Annotated in this window: 21 protein-coding genes and 1 pseudogene; 11 read left to right on the top strand and 11 right to left on the bottom strand. The window is 34.8% G+C overall.

The genetic code is table 11. From position 1 onward, the window contains the following. The first annotated feature begins 67 nt into the window (after positions 1–67). The gene (locus M2419_RS00190) at positions 68–1297 is read left to right on the top strand and encodes an alpha/beta hydrolase-fold protein (protein ID WP_259253995.1); all 1230 of its coding nucleotides are present in this window, start codon (positions 68–70) and stop codon (positions 1295–1297) included. A gap of 134 nt (positions 1298–1431) precedes the next feature. On the opposite strand, the gene M2419_RS00185 is transcribed toward M2419_RS00190, so the two are convergent. From M2419_RS00185 to M2419_RS00175, 3 genes are all read right to left on the bottom strand, one after another. Beyond that, the gene (locus M2419_RS00185) at positions 1432–2241 is read right to left on the bottom strand and encodes an AraC family transcriptional regulator (RefSeq protein ID WP_159732405.1); all 810 of its coding nucleotides are present in this window, start codon (positions 2239–2241) and stop codon (positions 1432–1434) included. Continuing rightward, positions 2242–3213: an aldo/keto reductase gene (locus tag M2419_RS00180; protein ID WP_159732408.1), complete on the bottom strand. Its 972-nt coding sequence runs from the start codon at positions 3211–3213 to the stop codon at positions 2242–2244. Positions 3214–3466: 253 nt separating this feature from the next. After that, positions 3467–3640 carry a hypothetical protein gene (locus M2419_RS00175; protein ID WP_259253994.1) on the bottom strand — a complete coding sequence of 58 codons (174 nt, stop codon included), beginning with the start codon at positions 3638–3640 and terminating at the stop codon, positions 3467–3469. Between the two features lie 274 nt (positions 3641–3914). Here M2419_RS00175 and M2419_RS00170 point away from each other — a divergent pair, with 274 nt between their 5' ends. The 5 genes from M2419_RS00170 to M2419_RS00150 all read left to right on the top strand — a co-directional run bounded on the left by M2419_RS00170 (position 3915) and on the right by M2419_RS00150 (position 7111). Continuing rightward, positions 3915–4910 (top strand): hypothetical protein, encoded by a 996-nt coding sequence (locus M2419_RS00170; protein WP_259253993.1) that lies wholly within the window; start codon positions 3915–3917, stop codon positions 4908–4910. 73 nt (positions 4911–4983) lie between these two features. Continuing rightward, positions 4984–5643: a toxin-antitoxin system YwqK family antitoxin gene (locus M2419_RS00165; RefSeq protein ID WP_259253992.1), complete on the top strand. Its 660-nt coding sequence runs from the start codon at positions 4984–4986 to the stop codon at positions 5641–5643. A gap of 72 nt (positions 5644–5715) precedes the next feature. Then, on the top strand, positions 5716–6084 hold the full coding sequence (locus M2419_RS00160; RefSeq protein WP_159732420.1) for a DUF4240 domain-containing protein: 369 nt from the start codon (positions 5716–5718) through the stop codon (positions 6082–6084). 94 nt (positions 6085–6178) lie between these two features. Next, positions 6179–6586, top strand: a complete 408-nt coding sequence (locus tag M2419_RS00155) for a hypothetical protein (protein WP_259253991.1) — start codon at positions 6179–6181, stop codon at positions 6584–6586. Between the two features lie 24 nt (positions 6587–6610). Next, positions 6611–7111: an SHOCT domain-containing protein gene (locus M2419_RS00150; protein ID WP_259253990.1), complete on the top strand. Its 501-nt coding sequence runs from the start codon at positions 6611–6613 to the stop codon at positions 7109–7111. Positions 7112–7248: 137 nt separating this feature from the next. Here the strand turns inward: M2419_RS00150 and M2419_RS00145 are convergent. The 3 genes and pseudogenes from M2419_RS00145 to M2419_RS00135 form a co-directional block, all read right to left on the bottom strand. Further along, positions 7249–8219 (bottom strand): annotated as a pseudogene (locus M2419_RS00145) (IS481 family transposase). 101 nt (positions 8220–8320) lie between these two features. Beyond that, positions 8321–9043: a hypothetical protein gene (locus tag M2419_RS00140; RefSeq protein WP_259253988.1), complete on the bottom strand. Its 723-nt coding sequence runs from the start codon at positions 9041–9043 to the stop codon at positions 8321–8323. A gap of 101 nt (positions 9044–9144) precedes the next feature. Then, positions 9145–9372 (bottom strand): hypothetical protein, encoded by a 228-nt coding sequence (locus M2419_RS00135; protein ID WP_159732384.1) that lies wholly within the window; start codon positions 9370–9372, stop codon positions 9145–9147. A gap of 142 nt (positions 9373–9514) precedes the next feature. Between M2419_RS00135 and M2419_RS00130 the strand changes: the two genes are divergently transcribed. Beyond that, on the top strand, positions 9515–10111 hold the full coding sequence (locus tag M2419_RS00130) for an SHOCT domain-containing protein (RefSeq protein ID WP_259253986.1): 597 nt from the start codon (positions 9515–9517) through the stop codon (positions 10109–10111). A 56-nt stretch (positions 10112–10167) separates the two neighbouring features. Next, positions 10168–10290, top strand: a complete 123-nt coding sequence (locus M2419_RS00125; RefSeq protein WP_259253985.1) for a hypothetical protein — start codon at positions 10168–10170, stop codon at positions 10288–10290. Between the two features lie 78 nt (positions 10291–10368). Here M2419_RS00125 and M2419_RS00120 read toward each other — a convergent pair whose 3' ends face one another. From M2419_RS00120 to M2419_RS00100, 5 genes are all read right to left on the bottom strand, one after another. Beyond that, complete coding sequence (locus tag M2419_RS00120) at positions 10369–11208, bottom strand: hypothetical protein (protein ID WP_259253984.1); 840 nt, start codon at positions 11206–11208, stop codon at positions 10369–10371. An 89-nt stretch (positions 11209–11297) separates the two neighbouring features. Continuing rightward, entirely contained in the window at positions 11298–11798 is a 501-nt protein-coding gene (locus M2419_RS00115) for a hypothetical protein (protein WP_259253983.1), read from the bottom strand. A gap of 17 nt (positions 11799–11815) precedes the next feature. Then, the gene (locus tag M2419_RS00110; protein WP_259253981.1) at positions 11816–12136 is read right to left on the bottom strand and encodes a hypothetical protein; all 321 of its coding nucleotides are present in this window, start codon (positions 12134–12136) and stop codon (positions 11816–11818) included. A gap of 409 nt (positions 12137–12545) precedes the next feature. Continuing rightward, entirely contained in the window at positions 12546–13172 is a 627-nt protein-coding gene (locus M2419_RS00105) for a zeta toxin family protein (protein ID WP_259253980.1), read from the bottom strand. Then, positions 13172–13423, bottom strand: coding sequence for a hypothetical protein (locus tag M2419_RS00100; protein WP_088161872.1), 252 nt, complete (start codon positions 13421–13423; stop codon positions 13172–13174). Before M2419_RS00100 ends, M2419_RS00105 begins: the two co-directional genes overlap by 1 nt. A 592-nt stretch (positions 13424–14015) precedes the next feature. Here M2419_RS00100 and M2419_RS00095 point away from each other — a divergent pair. From M2419_RS00095 to M2419_RS00085, 3 genes are all read left to right on the top strand, one after another. After that, on the top strand, positions 14016–14408 hold the full coding sequence (locus M2419_RS00095) for a hypothetical protein (RefSeq protein ID WP_259253979.1): 393 nt from the start codon (positions 14016–14018) through the stop codon (positions 14406–14408). Positions 14409–14652: 244 nt separating this feature from the next. Further along, positions 14653–15861 carry an O-antigen ligase family protein gene (locus M2419_RS00090; protein WP_259253978.1) on the top strand — a complete coding sequence of 403 codons (1209 nt, stop codon included), beginning with the start codon at positions 14653–14655 and terminating at the stop codon, positions 15859–15861. Further along, entirely contained in the window at positions 15858–17555 is a 1698-nt protein-coding gene (locus M2419_RS00085) for a hypothetical protein (protein ID WP_259253977.1), read from the top strand. Before M2419_RS00090 ends, M2419_RS00085 begins: the two co-directional genes overlap by 4 nt. Position 17556: the final 1 nt, after the last annotated feature.

The following is a 17556-nucleotide window of genomic DNA, read 5'->3' as shown; positions in this document are numbered from 1 at the left end:
TACATAAATTTAAAGCTTACTTGTATTTATAAGATCTATTTAATCCTTTTTAATGGCAACAATACGGATGATTTCCAGCATTATACTGACGAGCCGAACTATAACCACAATAATCTGTTTTTTTATTTTTAGTCTTAGCAATTCTTTTGCGCAATCAAATGACAATTTTTTAGTGGTTGGACAGCGCTATACGATAAACTCTAAAATACTTAATGAAAGCAGAAATTATTCTGTTTATTTACCGGCTTCCTATAAAAACAATATCGACAAAAAATACATCGTTGCCTATGTTTTAGATGGGGATAGGAGTAAGTTTTTGGAAGTATCTGGGATTGCACAATCGATGCATTCAGATGCAAATCTTAAGTTGCAAATCCCTGAGCTTATTATTGTTTCAATAGAAAACACCGATAGAACAAAGAATTTCACTCCTACAAATTCATTGAATTATTTGGATAAAGAAGATATTACTGCATTTAAAAGTAGCGGAAAAGCAGATGATTTCATGCGTTTTATGGAGGATGAATTAATGGTGGAAATAAATAAATCTTTCAGGACCATCCCACAAAGCATGATTATCGGACACTCATTGGGCGGACTCTTTGCGTTACATTGCCTGTTAGAAAATCCGCAGCTGTTTAGTTATTACTTACTTATCGACCCCTCATGGTTTTGGGATCATAATTATATTGGGAAAAGAAGTAAAGAAGTTTTGGAGAATCGAGTTGACCTAAAAGCTAGAATATATATTGCATTAGCCAATAATATGCAGGAGGATAAGAGGCATTATCAATGGGGAAATCAATTTTATAAATTACTGAAAGAGAATAAATCTCCAGATCTGAAGGTAGACTTTAGATATTTTGAAGACGAAAAGCATTTAACAGTAACAATTCCTGCTACATATTATGGCCTTCGATATCTCTTCGAGCCATATAATATTGATATAAATGAAGTAACAAAAGACCCCAATATATTGGTAAATTACAGTGCAAAAATAAAAAAGGAACTTTTCTTTGATACTAAACCGGACCAAAGTTTTGTAAATACAATTGGATATGTTGCCCTTTATGATAGGCAACTACCTGATATAGCAATTTCTATTTTTGAGCTGAATACGGAAAATTATCCGCAATCAATCAATGTATGGGATAGCTTAGCCGAGGCCTACACAGTCAGGGGATATATGGATAAAGCAAAAAAGTGTTATGAAAAAATCTTGACACTTTCTCCAACTAATAATATCGCAAAAACGAAACTTGAAGAATTAAATAACAAAATAAAACAGAGAAACTAAATGCTGGACATCGGAAAGCGAAACCAGCATTTTGTACCACTTCGCCCGCAATATATAGTGTATATTGGGCTTAAGTATTAACATTTCCCGATTGAAAAGTAGCAGTTAATAATTCAATTAAAAGATTGGGAATACTATCCACCTACAGTCGGCGCTTTGCCAAATTTCTTCTTAAAGGCGGAAGAAAAATGGGACAGGGTCTCGAAACCAAGATCGAGATAGATAGCTGATGGTTTTTTGTTTTTTCTTTCAATTAAATGCCGTGCTTCATTCAGCCTTTTATCCTGTAACCACTTACGTGGCGGCATCCCGAAGGTTTTCTGAAAATCTCTTTTATATCCTGAAAGGCTTCTTCCGGTGAGTTGTGCAAACTTTTCAATAGGGACATTGAAATGAAAATTGCTCAGCATAAATTTTTCTAGATCCATCTTATAAGGCGCTGCGAAATCAAACAAAAAGTTACGCAGTGCCGGAACAGCTATCAGTATCAACTTGATTCCCTCTTTCACCTTTAAAAGTCCCATCTCGTCAGTCATTTCATGACCAGCGCTTCGTGCGTAGGGAACGACCGACTGGAAATAACCTTTGATAAACGCATTATTGGGGAGGCATATGTTCGGAAGGCCGGTGTATTTACCCTGGGCTTCCATCTTTTCTTCTAGTGCTATTTGACGCATCAGATCTTCTTGCAGTGATATTACGATAGTTTCATAGTGGCCACTTGGCCCGGGGGTTTTAGTCAAGGTTCCCAGCTGATTCTTGTGAATTAGCAATACTTCCCCGGCAGATATGTTTACATGCTGCTCAGCTGTTTCCAGAACCATCTGGCCCGAGACCTGTAATACCAAGGTATGGTGGTTCCATACGCATGCTTTCTCTTTCTTTAGGGAAGAAAGGTAGGAATAGAATATCACGCCGGGAAGTATTTCTGCTGGACTTTCCATTTATCTTTGTAAGTAAGTACCACCTTTAATAGCACCTATTGCAAATGTAGTGTTTAAAATATTCATCTCCTCTGGGCTAATTACAATTTCCATCGCATCGATATTTTCGGGTAGTCTTGATCTGCGGCTCATACTCACCAATGGCATGATATTGTCGCCTTGTTCTTTTACCCACGCAATCGCAAGTTGTGTAGGGCTGACATTGTTACGCTGAGCAATTTCTTTTAATACTTTCACTTTTTCAAGATTATGGATCAGGTTATTACCCTGAAAACGGGAAAAGTGATTTCGATGGTCATCCGCAGGAATTGGCGCTTGTAGGTTACCGGTTAACAGTCCTTCGGCCGTGTTGGCAAATGCCACGACACCAATCCCTAATTCTTTAGCCGCAGGCAATAGCTCATTTTCGATCTGACGGTCAGCCAAAGAATAACCGATTTCTAGTGCACTGATGGGATAAACGCTGTTGGCTTTACGGAGCTGATAGGCGGTTATTTCCGATACGCCTATATGACGTACTTTTCCTTCAGCTACTAGGTCTGCAATCGTTCCGATGATGTCTTCTATTGGCACACTGCTATCCATTCTACAGGGTTGATATAAGTCGATAGTTTCAATGCCCAGACGGGTCAACGAATAGTTGACAAAATTCTTGATCGCTACAGGACGGAGATCCAAGCCGATCCATTGACCGTTGTGGAAAATAGCACCGAATTTGACACTGATGAAAGCATCATCCCGTCTTCCCTTAATGGCTTTGCCAATAAGCATTTCGTTGTGACCTGCACCATAAAAATCTCCCGTATTCAGGAAGTTTATCCCACTGTCCAAAGCTTGATGGATGGTTGCAATGCTTTCGGTTTCGTCGGGAGTTGGGCCACCCCATATTGATGACATCCGCATACATCCCAGACTAAGCTTTGAAACCGTGGGGCCGTTTTGCCCCAATTGAATTTTAGTAATTTCTGACATTTGATTGATTAAATTTATTATACAAAGGTCTTGATTTAATAACCATATTGCTTTCTTCTACGGTTCAATTTACTTGTCTGTATGGTTCATCTATTCGTGAATTGAATGGTCATTGGTTTTCGAATCCGGACGGCCAACGTTAATCAAGATCTCCGCTCAACAAATTGATCAAATTTTCTTCGGATCTCGGCCTTGAACTCTTTTGCTAGCTGATGTTGATCAGTATCATTCTTCTTCGCATTACTAAAGCTCGTTAATGGATACTTTTTTCGGCCATTTGTATCGACTTTTCCTCTGCCTGGACAATCACATTAAATATTTCTTTTCGAATTTCAAGTGTAAGTGATTCGCGATAAGATGGTGCATTTTCCGGAGATGGAATTTTTCGATCCTGATAGTTTTGTTCCGTACAAATTGTGAATACCATATTTCCAATATTTGTCTTAAGAACAGAACCAAATTATGGTAGGTTTGCAAAAGGACCTATTTTTTTGACTCAACCGCAGCGAATAATAAAGCACATCCAACGAATTGTAATTATAGAAATCACCTAAGCATTAAAGCTTTAAATTTATTCAAAAATCTATTCATCTAAAACAAATAGTATAAGCAAAATGATGAACAGTATATCGCAAAGAAGCACAGTTCAATTACGATAATTGGCCTACTGATTTTCGCAGCCAAATAAATAAATTACACGTATGATGAAATTTAAGGGAATATTTTTATTTATAAATCTTATACTACTATCTGTTAGCTGTAATGGCCAGAATAAAAGCACAAAATCAGCAAAAGATATCTATGCTATCGAAACCGAAATAAAGCACTTCGATAAAGAACCGCATTATGGCGCAAATATATCCACGAGTAACTGCTCGTTCGAAATTCTTATCAATGATGTTCCCGTTATCAAATACAAAGATAATTCAGGCGGAAGTTTATCGGGCTCATACTTCCCTTTAAATTGGGACATCATACAAAAAGGCCCGCAAAAAATCACCATTCGTCTCTCTCCAGGATTTAATCAAAATACAAAGTCAATGCATTCATCATTGATGAAAAACTCTGGAGTTCAGATCCTAATCAAAAAATCCTTCATAGGTAAAGATGGTAGTTGGAGTGATGAGGAAGAAGTGACTACTTACACCACTCCACAAAAAATAGAGGAAGGTAAAGAAGTTTCAACATTTGACGGACAGAATTTTTTTGAAGACAGTTTTACTTTTGACGCCGAAGTTCCCTACAAAATAAACATTTTAGATAATGCCGAAGTTCTTTTTGCTAAGGATAAAGACCAGTTACAAGCGTTAGAAATAGAAGTTGTTGCAAAATACAATGAGATAAGAGGTATATATATGAAAGGTACGAAAGATGATTTGGCGAATGTTGTTTATGAAAAAGAAAAAAGACTAGCCCAGCAAATGTATCTTTCTTCCGAAGAAATAAAAAACAACTGGGACAAAGAATATCAATTCCGAACAGATGAGGATTTAGAGTTTTTTGATCTGAAACCCATTGAAAAATACAAAATGACTTTCTATGCTCACGGAAAACTGGTTTGTTTAGAGAAAATTAACAATGAAAAATCAGCATTGTGGGGAGGATTTAAGCGAAAAGATAAAGGATTAGGTACTACAACTTACATTCAGCTATATCTCTATCGCCCAAAAAATAGCAAGGAGCTTCAAGTTTATTAAGATAGGTATCCAGCAAATAATTAAACTGATATAGAATATATTGATAATCCCTAAATGATAAGACTATACACAAATGATGAAACAATTCTTAGTAATGCCAGTAATTTTATCTCTCTTCACATTCTGTAGTGGACAGGAGCAAAAATTTAAAAAGGATAATTCAAATTCAAGAGAGGTAATTACTTACCACGATAATGGGGAAATTCGATTGAAGGAAAAATTAGATAAAAATGGAAAAGTGACGGGAGAATCGAACTTGTATTTTGACAATGGACAGCTTTGGAAAAGTTTAAGCTATGAAAACGACCTACCGCAAGGCGAATTTAAAGAATATGATGTGAATGGACAATTAAAAATAATCGGAAATTATAAAAATGGAACTAGGAAAGGAGAGTGGAAAAGATATTATTATAATGGTCAATTGCAAGATATTGTATACTATGAAAATGGCAAGGAGTTTGGTGAATGGAAACAATACCATGTAAATGGACAGCTAGCAGAAATTGGTCATTACGAAAATGGTGAAAAAACCGGAGAATGGAAACGCTATACTGAAGAAGGAAAAATACGGCAAGTATCAAACTTTAAAAATGATAAAAATTCAGGGTTATGGAAGCTTTATCACGACAATGGACAATTACGGGAAACAGGAAACTATGAAAATGGAAGAAAAAAAGGAGAATGGAAAGTCTATGACGAAAATGGAAATTTAGAAAAGGTTATTAAAAATTAAAAGTATAAACCACACAATTTGGATTTTCTGCAAATTGTGTGCTATAAGGATATCGTAAAAAGAACAATAGATATGGATCATATTCAAACATTGGAATGGTTTTGGTCAATAATAAAAAAGGCAGACTGTAATAGAGAAAAGCTAAAAGAAATTCTTAGTGCTTTTAAAAAAGAAGAAATTATCAGATTTCAGGAAACCTTTGTGGATGCTTCAGTTGAATTGCAGGATAAACCATATACTGATTATATGGAAGAATCCGAAGATGGAGTGGAAGATATTGCGAATTGGATAGTTAGTAATGGCCTAGATTTATATTTGTCGGTTATTAAAAATCCGGAAAAAATACCCTATAGTGTTAACGAATTTACAGATCAAATTCTTTATGGCATAGCCGACGAAGTTTGTGTAGAAAAATATGGAGAGTCGACAGGTATTTATTAAAACTCTGACGTATAGAACAACAAATTGGATAGGGTCGGAGCGGAATAGTATTCAGCATGTAAAACGTTAGCTAAAAAAATTAATGGCACAAACTATGAAAAGGCTATTTACAATCATATTCATAGTAATTGCTGCACAAAGTTCTTATGCACAAAGTACAACTATTCCTCTAACGGTAAAAACAGCATTTGAAGGTATCTGGCAGTACAGCGTAAAGTATGAGACAAATACCGTCAAGATACATTTTGAACCGGGGACGGACTATGCACTTTTTACCGATGACGGCTCGGGGATAGCTCCTGCAAAAACTGTTAAAGCAAATGTAAACGGAAAGCTCCTAATAATTCCTGCCATCCAAAATGAGAATGATGAGGTTGAACTGGAAATAATCAATAAGAAGCTTCATTTGCGAGCAACACCAGTCCTTTGGGACGAAAAGGGAAACCGAATCGGATCTCAAGATTCGCTAAAAGTTCATCGGGTATTTAAACGTATCAAATAGCTCTGCCACTTAAATCTGAGTCGAATGTTTCTATCTCCTGTTATTGGACTCATATTCACACTGGTGTCTAAATCAGACGATCAGGTTAAATTTGAAACAGAATTGCTATCCAATGCGAAAAAACAAACTCATGGGCTTTTAAAAGCAATTGATAAGTCTTTTACTGATGAATTATATAAACTTAAGAGTTTGCTCGATTCAGACTTGATTACCAGGGAGGAATTTGAAATTGAGAAGGAAAACTTAAAAAGCACCCTACCACAAAAGAAGACTGTGTTATCACTTTATTGTTCTTCCACCTCTGGCATTTCTGGAAGATTGATGATAAGGGTAGGGGACAAAGGAAACTTTATCGATTTACCACAGGGACGGGATAACGCTTTAGATTGCGACGTACCTGCAGGCGAAGTTAAGGTGGTGATCAGCCCGACTGGAATTTTTGCCAGCGAAAAGATGGTCTACTTAAAAACTGTGATGCATGAAACCACTTTGTATGATATAGCTGAAATTTATATGCAGTGGTGAGGCTATTTTAATCAAGAGACAGCAAAGAAACTCCCGGTAATAAATATACGTGTTAAGGAACTAAATATTTTTTTGAGTATAGCCAGGGGTCTAGTTAAATAGTTTACAGAAGAAACTATTGCGGTAAACTGTGAGATTTACACACATCGTTTCACTTATTTAACTGACAGTCAATCCAATAATTTTGATCCCTTATTCGCTCTCGGCTTGGGTCGTACATATTATCGACTTCCTCCCATAATGGAGTTTTATTTGATAAAGCATTAATTACCTGAATTGGGGTACGGCCCGTTAGAGAACTGTGGGATCTAAGCCAATTATAATAAAATTGCCATTGTGATAGTAGGTTTGGTAGGTCAGGATCTTTGATATCAACTGTGGAATAAAATTCATCAAGATCGGTTCGCTGTGTTCTTTCTACCTTTCCATTGAGATGTGGAGAGCCTGGTTTAATAGGCCGAAATTTTATACCCCATTCCATTAATCTATCTTGAACGGAATAAGCAAAAAACTCTTTTCCTCTATCAGTTTGAATGCGCTGTATCGCAAAAGGCATCTGTTCCAGCACTGTATCAAGAAATTTCAGGGTGTTGGTAGCAGTACGCCTTGGAAATAATTGAAGTACTTTAAATCTGCTACAATCATCTATCGCCGTATATTGATAAATGCCTGGCGCTATTTTACAGACGTCCATTTGTACGCGATCACCCGGTATTGGTCGGTTATAGCGAGTTTGTCTTTTACGGTAGTATCGCTTAAGTTTTAAATACTGTTTATTATTCTTTTTAAGAATCTTATGAACAGTTGCCGTTGAGATTGAGACCCCATATAAACGTTTCATCTCACTAGCAATACTACGATGCCCTAAATTGCGGTTTGTCCTTAACTCAATAATTCTCTGTTCGTCCTCTATTGTTATTTTATGGTGGATTTTATGTGGTCTCCTACTAAGTTCACTTAGACCATCAATACCAGACTCTTTAAATCGTTTAACCCATTTTCTCAGTGTCGGCCTAGTTATGCCACACTTTAAACATACAACACCTGCATTACCAATGGCCTCATAAAGCATTACCCATTCAAAGCGCTTTTTTACCTCATTTTTCATTACTGCTGACTTATGTTAAAATGATGGTAAAGCTGATAGTTCTACCATCATTTTAACATAAAGTTATTGAAAGGATCTATATGAATCCCACAGATAATTAATCAGTCTTTCGAATATTTTGGCATCGGCCAATTATATTCCAATCCTTCCAATGATATTGTTTTAAGTGTTTTCTGGTCTACTTTAAATTTTCTTTGAATCTCGGCCTTGAACTTTTTTGCAAGTTGATGCTGATAAGTATCATTCTTCTCTGCGTTACTAAAGCTCGTCAATGGATACTTTCTTTCGGCCTCTTGCATCGACTTGTCCTCTGCCTGGATAATCTCCTTAAATATCTCTTTTCGAATTTCAAGTGTAAGTGATTTGCGATAAGATGGTGCTTTTTCCGGAGAAGGAATTTTAAAATGCTGTGCAGCTACGGTAGGTTCATCATCGTTTTTAGCCTTTGAAAGCCTTGCGACCCATTGTCCCATACCACTTTGACTGTGCTCTTCCGTTTGAAATAGAAATAGACTGACTGCATTTGGGCTTGCATCACTATTCTTTATAGAATCATAAAGATGGAGTAGGAGCTGCTTATTGTTTTCATCATTTAATCCATCGTCACCCTTTAATACGATGTTGGCTCTATATAAGGTTTTTGTCGGTGTTCTAGAAATGGTTGGTGGTAATAACCTGTATCCGCTTAGTTTAATGGGTGCCGCTATACTTATTTCATCATTAGTTGTGTCCGTCAACTCAGTAGACTCAATTGTTTCTGAATTTAGACAACAAGCAAACAGTATTATTGCACTCAGGGATGTGAATAAAAATCTTTTCCTCATAATATTTTTTAATATGTGCTTTGGTTAAATTTCCTGTTTTCGATTTTAATCAAGCTAAGATTTCTTGTACTCTAAGCTATTTAAAGTTTAAATGAACTGTTTTAATAGGGATGTTTTCCACCAAGCCATCTCATAAGTCCATCTCCGCCAAAAAGAAAAAATACAATTAAACCACTTATGATGATAAACAATAGCATACATCCAAAAGTATTAGCTTCTAGCTTGCCTCTTTCGTCGTCTGTCATATTTGCCACTCGACGGTAATGATCTTCCCTTAATTTGCGACGACCATATTTTGTATTCGGATTATAAGGTTTTCGTTGCGCCATGTTGTTGCAGATGGTTCTAAGATTAAATAGAATCTACTAGCAAATCTCAGCCTTTCTTTTACTTTCTTCTTACGGGTTCCCGTATAATTTCATTTTAAACAAGCTTTAGTTTTGATTAAAGTTATTATAAACAACATAGACAATGGAAATATTTTTAGGATGGATTATCTTTTCGTTAGCAGTGGGTGCTATTGGCATTAATAGAAATATAGGTTTTGCCGGAGCATTCTTTCTTTCATTATTCCTATCTCCGGTTATTGGACTCATTTTTACTCTGGTGTCTAAATCAGACGAGCAACTCAAATTTGAAACGGAATTGCTTTCACATACAAAAAAGCAAACCGATGGCATCTTAAATGCTGGCCATAAATCATTTACAGATGAGTTATTTAAACTTAAGACATTGTTGGACTCCGGTCTGATTAGCAGAGAGGAGTTCGAATTGGAAAAGGAGAATTTAAGACGAAATGCCCCTATTAAGAAAACGGTACTCGCCTTATATTGTTCGCAGACTCCAAGTATGTCAGGAACACTTATGGTAAGGGTGGGAGATATAGGAGGTTTCGTTACTTTACCTTGGAGTAAGAATGATGCAATAGATTTCAGTGTACAGACAGATGAAGTGAAGGTGGTGATTAGTCCTAAATCAGTATTCGCGAGCGAAAAGACCGTATATCTTAAAACTATTAAAGATGAAGCTGCTTATTACGATATTTTTGAAGTCTATATCAAGTCATAGCCTATTAGAAATATGCGGCTATTAATAAACATATTTTATTAATAAATTTCAAAATTATGGCACTAAAACCAGGACCAAAAAGAATTGCCGAATCCACGGGCAAAGCAGACAGACGCCAAAGAGACAACAAAGAAACTCCAGGCAATACGCCTTCTTTATCTCCTCCAAAAAGACAATAAGAGAAGAAGTAGAATATTTAAATACACAATGCAAAGTTATTTGCATTGTGTATTTAAATATTCTAAGAATCTTAACGCCTACTGAAATGAAGGCTCTATTGATCGTTGATGAGAGGTGTATGCACCATCGGAGAAATGTTTTGTTATATCCAAAAATACTTCTCGATCGGCAATTGAGAATAAGAGCATTTCGGTAAAAAAAAGTTGGTCGCATTTCTCCTTTTGTCCAACCCAAAGTCTTTTTGCTATCTCTTTAATGAGGCAATTGAGTGTTTGGTATGCTCGTTCTTTACTGATATATAACTCGTTGTCTATTTTGCTAATATACTTTTTGTTGCTTAGCGATGTTTTATCTGGAGCAACATATTTATGTACATATTTTAGTCGGATAAGCGTATCCATATTGAAAGCTGACATTTTAGAATTGCGGCCGTCTGGGATTGGAAAAAATTTATGACCAGCATTTTGAGAGAGTAGTATCCAATTTAGGGAGTAAGCAACACGAGAATCATAAATAATGCATTCTTCGGGGAACATATATGCTGCAACTTTTGAGATACTCGCAATACGGTCAAATTTGGCTACTCGATTTTTGAGAAATTCCTGTATTAATAGTTTGGTACTTTCTTCATTTGCGGCTTTAATTCCACCCCATTCTTTAATAATCCACATTGTCAACTTATCAAACAATATGGTGTCATTGGTATGAGCATCAATTAAATGCGGACGCAAGATAGCTTTTAGTGTTACTTCTTTTTCATAGAAACTTTTACTATTTAGCTCATCTACCATTTCTTGCGCCAGTATTTGCAGAGGAATTAGTGCTGTTAGATTTGCATTCCAGTTGTAAAGTTCATTTAAATAGCCACACAATGGCTTTAAATAATTAACAATTTTATCGACATCAAAATTGGTCATGTTATCCTGCATATAACGTTAATATTTTAGTAGATTTCGAAAATAAAGTATTGACAGATATTCACGTTACGGAATACCGTAAAGCGAAACTATTCTATTTCTTCATCAGGCTGTACTTCATCTTCAATATCTATTTCTTGTTCTTCATTAAAGTCTTCAGATATAGAGCTATCCGTGAACTGGCAATTTTTACCTAAAATAGTTACATTATACTCATAGCCTTTATCGCTTGTAAACGAACAAGCACCACTAGAAATGTCTTCCGAAATAAAATGAGACTCGTCCAGCCAACCACCATTTGGCCAATGTATAATAACTAAGTTGTCACTTTCCACCTCAATATTTAAGGTATATGTACTACTAGTTCCTGTATTTGGATTATAGTATTCTACGGATGCACAGTACATTCCATCTTTGTATTCATATCCGTCATCATCTTTCTCGTCCTCGAGGATGTTCTGCTGTTCAGACTTTTCATAAAAAGAATTTGCGTTATCTTCGTTAGAGTTGACGTAGTATCTTTTATTTACGTCCGATTTACAGGATATAAATAAATAAATGCATATGATGAGAATAGCCCTAATAGTCATAGATCCTGTTTGCCTAATCAATTACACATGCTTCTATCCACATAAGTCTTGTTGCCATTGGAGTTGATATAATAACAGCCTCCACGAGGGCCACGGATGTAATTTCTCGAAGAAGAACTACTTTTAGAAGAATTTGTTCTGCGCGGCGAAGGGGAGTAGCTCGTACTTTTAAATTGATTGATATTTGATGATGTAGATTTGTCTTTTACATATTCCCAGGTTCCGTCGCTTTTTAATAATACCGTTTTTCCATCCGTCGTTGTTGCATACTTGTTTTGTGCGATTACGGGAAACGAGATTGTATACAGTAAGATAATAAACAGTACTTTTTTCATCATAGCTTTACGTGTTATATCTAATGAATTTTCAAACCGAGCAACTTTTAACAAAATTAAATCATTACCATATTTCAATGGCGCCTTGTTGAGTTTCAGTTCGAAAAGATACTTCGTGAATAAGTTAACACTGTCAATTTACAGTTTTTTATTCATAAGCTAAAAATTAAACTATCTAAAAAATGGAGTCTTAATTGTTGGTTGTGGGCCAAAACGGATTGAAACAATAGATGGAAAAAGATATGAAGTACAAAGCGTACCATCTTATAGTTTACGACTGGCTGTCCGAAGTCGAGATCACTCGCTTAAAGACAAATTTGACACGAAGACAATTTCAAAAGAAGAATTTAATAGATAGATTATCTGCAATAGGATAGGAAAGGTTGATTTACTCAATTAAATAAGGCCGAAGTTAGATCAAAGCAGCAATTACAGGCATATAAGTTGTGAACCATTCAGGTAATTCATCTTTTTCCACCGAATACTCTATTTTACCGTCGGATAATTTCAATAAAATGGTATGTTTAAGATCTGAAGTGTCAACAATAGCTAATTCATCGATGAAGTGAAAGTGATCGTTTAGCTTCTCAAGATTTCCAAAAAAATTATTTTCCAATGTTTGAGGATCTACATAATGTCCACCGTCAGTAACTCTTTCCGTTACACGGAACTGAGAAAGTTCGGTATTTTCTAAACCAAAAAACAATAAATATATTCTATAACCCGACTTCTTGAACAGCTTGGGCGTTTCCCAAGTTTCGTCATTTGTAAAATGTCCTTCATAGACGTAATCTAACCGGTTTTCTAATGCATGTTTTGTCTGTTCTTCAAATTGCTGTACTACATAATCCAAAGCCTCTTTCCGAGCGTATTTTGCTGAAGGAACAATTTTTGGGAATATCCGAGATAGTTCTTTCGTATAGAGTAAATCACCATCGAAAATAATATTATTACTCTTTATATGCTCTGGAAGATATTCTGCACCTAATGTAGATTTCCCGGCACCGTTAGAACCCGTTATTATGTAAAGATCAGGCATTAGTAAATATTGAGTTCTCTCAAGATATCTTTTGATTGACGAATATTAAATTCCTGTACTACATCAAAAGATCGTTTATCAGAAGAAACAATCACAATTTTAACTAAATGATTTGGGTATTCGATGTAGCTTTGATTTTTGGGTAATTTGCTAGATCTTATTAAAAATGGTTGCCCTTTATCAAGCTTTTGTTTGCGCAACTTGAGAACAATGCTGTTGCTAACTTCTTTTAAGTGCTCTAAATTTCTCATAATACCACATTAATACTATTCAAAAATAGTAATTTTTAAGGAGAAAAGCAATTGTTCGACCAGTAGAAAATGACTCTTTTTGTGTTATTGCTAGCTATATTAAAGAATTAAAATGGGATGAAAGGCAGAAATATCCGATTTAAGCAGTAAGTGTCATTTCACTGTCGAACTCGATCCTAAGATACTGCAAGAAAATATGCTTTGTGAATTTCGTGGGACACCAAAAAATGGTATATATTTTATTTTAGAAAACTAGTATGCAAGAAAGTCAGTTAAAGAGAATGAAATTTACTAAACTTACAGTTTCCCGTAGCCATTCCGACTTCCAAACCAATAACTTATGCAAGAGATGTACAAGCGTATCATAGAAACGCTCAAGTAACACGTCCAGACAATTTGTTTAATGCTATTTTCGGGCTATGAGAGGCATCATCCAACCATTCGCATATAAAAAATGAGAAACCCTATAAATCTATACTGTATACAATATTACTAATATTATTAGTAATATTGCAAAATGAAACCGCTAGAAATCTTTTGCCGAAATCGGGTAATGTACGCTCAAATTACCGTGCATGATAAAAGCATGGGCATGAAAGATTATCATCTTTACAACAAAAATGGTCTTGCTTTTTATGTTTTCAGGAAATCTCAGGGAGTGTGGGAATTGGCATTCGGTGTACTCGCCGATGACATCAAGGAAGCGTGCATTGACGCTCTTATACTTCGCTTTGATACGGATGTGCCTGAGTTGTTTTATCATCATGGAAAACGGCAGGTCGTGGAAGTTCGGGCCAAGAAATACAGCCTTTGGCATATTTATCTCAACAATGCTTATGTAGGAAGTATTCAATATTACACCTTCACTAAGCAGTTCAATTACCACCTTGAAGACAATGGCTTATTGACCGATGATCACGTGCAAAAATATATAGCCATGATAGAACGTGGGGAATTAAAGTGGATAAAGGACGATATTCGATGAAAAAGGATATAAAAGGAATAAAAAAACTTTGAGTCTGCAACTATTATTTATCATTTTGGACGCTAGTGGTTTTGTTTTTAAAATAATTTATCGCTATTATTACTAAGTTAAAAATTCACCATTTAAACCTAATCAATTGTAAAATTGATTAAAATATCAGAAAATTATTCTGTGACCAAAAGCTTTGATGAAGCTCTCTGAACGAAATTCTATAATCAAATACTTTGTAGTGTAAGTAAATTTTATGATTTCTAACAAAAATTGGATCGAAATTCTAAAGATAGCTTTATTTCCAGCCATTATCTTCTTGTTGGCTTCGATTTTTAGCAGTCGATCATTCGCTCTGGGAGCTATCACCTCTTTTTTCTTTATTCTATTTCGGAGTAAGGCTAAATTGAAACCTACTTTATGGTTATCAATATTGATACTAATAGCTTCAATTACTATTGCATTTATAACGAAAATTGATTCCTCTTTAGGGAGGATATTGATTTATAAAATTTCATTTAAGGCGTTTTTGGTTAATCCGATTGAAGGAATAGGTTGGAATGGTATATATGGTAAGTATTTATATCTACAAAGTTGTTATTTCTCTGAAAGACCCTTTTCAGAAAAGGAACTGTTACTTGCAGATAATACACATTATGTTTTTAATGAATATTATCGTTTAGTAATTGAAAATGGAATATTAATGCTAATACCTCTATTTTTTTTCTTTTTTTTTAGTTTAAAGGCAGTAAATCGTGCATTAGACATAAATAACAATTTTTTGACCTATTTTTTATCAACTGCCTATATAACAATTATCATAGCATCATTTTTTACTAATACTATTAGTCGAGATCTTATTTGGCTAGTCGTGGTTGTACAGCTGTATTTAAATATAATTACAATAGAGAAATTTTCAAGAAAAAATTTGATGTTATTCAATATTTTGTTATTTTTAGTAATAATTTGTTTGTCAATCAATTATAATTTAACCAGAAAATATTTTTTAAATCTTAAGCAACAAGCGCAGAGTGGAGAATTCACCGATACTGATATTGAATTAATGCGAAGTAAAACCGCTTTTTTAAGCACTGATTTTGAGGTAGAAAAGTTGAAAATTATATCCAATTATTACACAGAAAGTATGCAGTGGGAAAAAGCCTTTGAGGCAACACTCAATCTTTCTAAATTAAAACCTTTCAATGTAATTTATTCAAGACTGGGTATGATTTGTGCTCATTTAGGAAATAATGTTGAAGCAGAGAAATACTATAAATCAGCAGTTTATTCCGTGCCAAATCGGTTTTCAACTAGATTAGAATTGTTTAATTTTTATTTAGAAAATAATGAAATTGAGTTAGCGAAAAAATCAGGATTAGAACTCTTGAATTTACCAATTAAAGTTAATTCTGTCGATGTTATAAACATAAGGAAATATGTAAAATCAAAAATTTTAGATTTATGAAAAGAAAATTTAATCGGAGTTTTATTCTATTATTTATTCCCATTTTATTAATGGCTGCCTGTACAAGGGATTCATTTTTAGAATATTTGGCAAATAAATTAGAAACTGAAGATCCTTTCGTTAAAGAAGCAAGGGAAAGTTTTGAAAGTGAGTATAGCCTCACAGACGTTAATAAATTGTCGAGTTCCGCCAACAATAAAATAGGTTTAGTTGAAAAAATTAAATTGACCCCAGCTTGGCAGCTGTCGAAAAATGCAAATACTAAAGTTTATAATGCTATCGAAGTTCCAATTGCTAAATCTAAAAACCGAATTGCGTTATATAATTTTGATAATATAAAATCGGATAAGAAATCTAACAAAATTAGAGTACAGAATAGCTTCAATAGGTTGCTATTTTACAAATCAAGAAGTGGGAGGAAAATAAATCTTATTTTAACTTATATCCCTGATTACGATTATCTTGAAAGTAATTCAGGGAGTTATTTCCGGAAGAACATTCAATTAAAATCAATTCGAACTAAAAGATTTTCTGGTTATATTGAATATAAGAGATTGGATGGAAGAAAGCTATTCGTGTTCCAATTGAAAAATGGCAAAGTTGAGAAGAGGAAAGTATTCTTACAAGATAAACAGCAATTAGCGGAATCCAGTAATGTATCTTCTGTTAAGAATGGTGTAACAGCCGTAAAGGCTAACATACCAAAAGCCATACCTTCTGCTAAAAATATTCTGATGGCTGGAATTGGAGAACAGGAATGTGAGGAATGTACTCCTATTTATCAACAGGCGTGTTTGGGAGATGTTGAGGAAGGTAGTGAAGATGAGGTCTGTAGTGACTGGGTGGAAATTGGCGAAGAGTGTTTTGCGGTCGATTGTCCGCCTGATGGTACTGATCCATATCCTCCCTGTTATCCCGATTGTGAAGATCCTTGTGACGATCCCGATCAATTTTATTTATGTAATCCTGAAAACCCTTATCCTCCAGAAAATGAAATTTATGATTGCAATGGAGATCTTTTTGGGACTGCATACAACGGACCCTGTGGATGTATGGGGGGAAATACTGGTATATATGAATGTCCTGAAGATCCATGTGATGAAGTAAAGGCATTGAATTCCAAGGCTTTTTTTAATACCTTTATGTCTAATTTACGAACAAGTACAAATGCAAATTTTGAAGCCGCTTATTCTTTTAAAATGGATGGTTCATTTAATTATGCGCAGGGCGCCAATGGGCAACATTTTGTTTCTATGGGGGTAACAAATCCAATCGACGGATATATTCATAACCATTTTTCCGGTGGTATTCCCAATTTTTCAGACGGAGATATTGAACTATTAAAAGTTCTCTATGACAATAATAAAATTAATAATGCGGATGTATTTACTTTAGGTGTTACTACCAATCAGGGAACAGAATATTTATTGAAAATTTCCAATCAAAATCAATTTTCAAGTTTTATGTCAAATTTAAATGACGCTGCATATTTTAATAATTGGTCTGATAGTTATTTTAACAATGCGCAAAATTATCAAACAATTAATGGTATGAGCGAAGTGAACGCCTATGAAAGATCATTTCTTGAAAGTATTCAGGGTACTGGAATGCAATTATTTAAAAAGGATTTTTCAAATGGGAATTATGATCCTATAAAGGTGTCCAATGGAGCTATAATACCCGATCCATGTTAAA

The organism is Sphingobacterium sp. BIGb0116 (genome assembly GCF_024808035.1).
GTDB classification, from domain to species: Bacteria; Bacteroidota; Bacteroidia; order Sphingobacteriales; family Sphingobacteriaceae; genus Sphingobacterium; species Sphingobacterium paramultivorum.
Note: the sequence above shows the minus strand (reverse complement) of the source record. Positions and strands in the feature narration are given on the sequence as shown.

Excerpts from the sequence above, each read along its gene's own strand:
- M2419_RS00190 (WP_259253995.1), top strand. The coding sequence starts at position 68 with ATGATTTCCAGCATTATACTGACGAGCCGAACTATAACCACAATAATC.
- M2419_RS00185 (WP_159732405.1), bottom strand. The coding sequence starts at position 2,241 with ATGGAAAGTCCAGCAGAAATACTTCCCGGCGTGATATTCTATTCCTAC.
- M2419_RS00180 (WP_159732408.1), bottom strand. The coding sequence starts at position 3,213 with ATGTCAGAAATTACTAAAATTCAATTGGGGCAAAACGGCCCCACGGTT.
- M2419_RS00175 (WP_259253994.1), bottom strand. The coding sequence starts at position 3,640 with ATGGTATTCACAATTTGTACGGAACAAAACTATCAGGATCGAAAAATT.
- M2419_RS00170 (WP_259253993.1), top strand. The coding sequence starts at position 3,915 with ATGATGAAATTTAAGGGAATATTTTTATTTATAAATCTTATACTACTA.
- M2419_RS00165 (WP_259253992.1), top strand. The coding sequence starts at position 4,984 with ATGATGAAACAATTCTTAGTAATGCCAGTAATTTTATCTCTCTTCACA.
- M2419_RS00160 (WP_159732420.1), top strand. The coding sequence starts at position 5,716 with ATGGATCATATTCAAACATTGGAATGGTTTTGGTCAATAATAAAAAAG.
- M2419_RS00155 (WP_259253991.1), top strand. The coding sequence starts at position 6,179 with ATGAAAAGGCTATTTACAATCATATTCATAGTAATTGCTGCACAAAGT.
- M2419_RS00150 (WP_259253990.1), top strand. The coding sequence starts at position 6,611 with ATGTTTCTATCTCCTGTTATTGGACTCATATTCACACTGGTGTCTAAA.
- M2419_RS00140 (WP_259253988.1), bottom strand. The coding sequence starts at position 9,043 with ATGAGGAAAAGATTTTTATTCACATCCCTGAGTGCAATAATACTGTTT.
- M2419_RS00135 (WP_159732384.1), bottom strand. The coding sequence starts at position 9,372 with ATGGCGCAACGAAAACCTTATAATCCGAATACAAAATATGGTCGTCGC.
- M2419_RS00130 (WP_259253986.1), top strand. The coding sequence starts at position 9,515 with ATGGAAATATTTTTAGGATGGATTATCTTTTCGTTAGCAGTGGGTGCT.
- M2419_RS00125 (WP_259253985.1), top strand. The coding sequence starts at position 10,168 with ATGGCACTAAAACCAGGACCAAAAAGAATTGCCGAATCCACGGGCAAA.
- M2419_RS00120 (WP_259253984.1), bottom strand. The coding sequence starts at position 11,208 with ATGACCAATTTTGATGTCGATAAAATTGTTAATTATTTAAAGCCATTG.
- M2419_RS00115 (WP_259253983.1), bottom strand. The coding sequence starts at position 11,798 with ATGACTATTAGGGCTATTCTCATCATATGCATTTATTTATTTATATCC.
- M2419_RS00110 (WP_259253981.1), bottom strand. The coding sequence starts at position 12,136 with ATGATGAAAAAAGTACTGTTTATTATCTTACTGTATACAATCTCGTTT.
- M2419_RS00105 (WP_259253980.1), bottom strand. The coding sequence starts at position 13,172 with ATGCCTGATCTTTACATAATAACGGGTTCTAACGGTGCCGGGAAATCT.
- M2419_RS00100 (WP_088161872.1), bottom strand. The coding sequence starts at position 13,423 with ATGAGAAATTTAGAGCACTTAAAAGAAGTTAGCAACAGCATTGTTCTC.
- M2419_RS00095 (WP_259253979.1), top strand. The coding sequence starts at position 14,016 with ATGAAAGATTATCATCTTTACAACAAAAATGGTCTTGCTTTTTATGTT.
- M2419_RS00090 (WP_259253978.1), top strand. The coding sequence starts at position 14,653 with ATGATTTCTAACAAAAATTGGATCGAAATTCTAAAGATAGCTTTATTT.
- M2419_RS00085 (WP_259253977.1), top strand. The coding sequence starts at position 15,858 with ATGAAAAGAAAATTTAATCGGAGTTTTATTCTATTATTTATTCCCATT.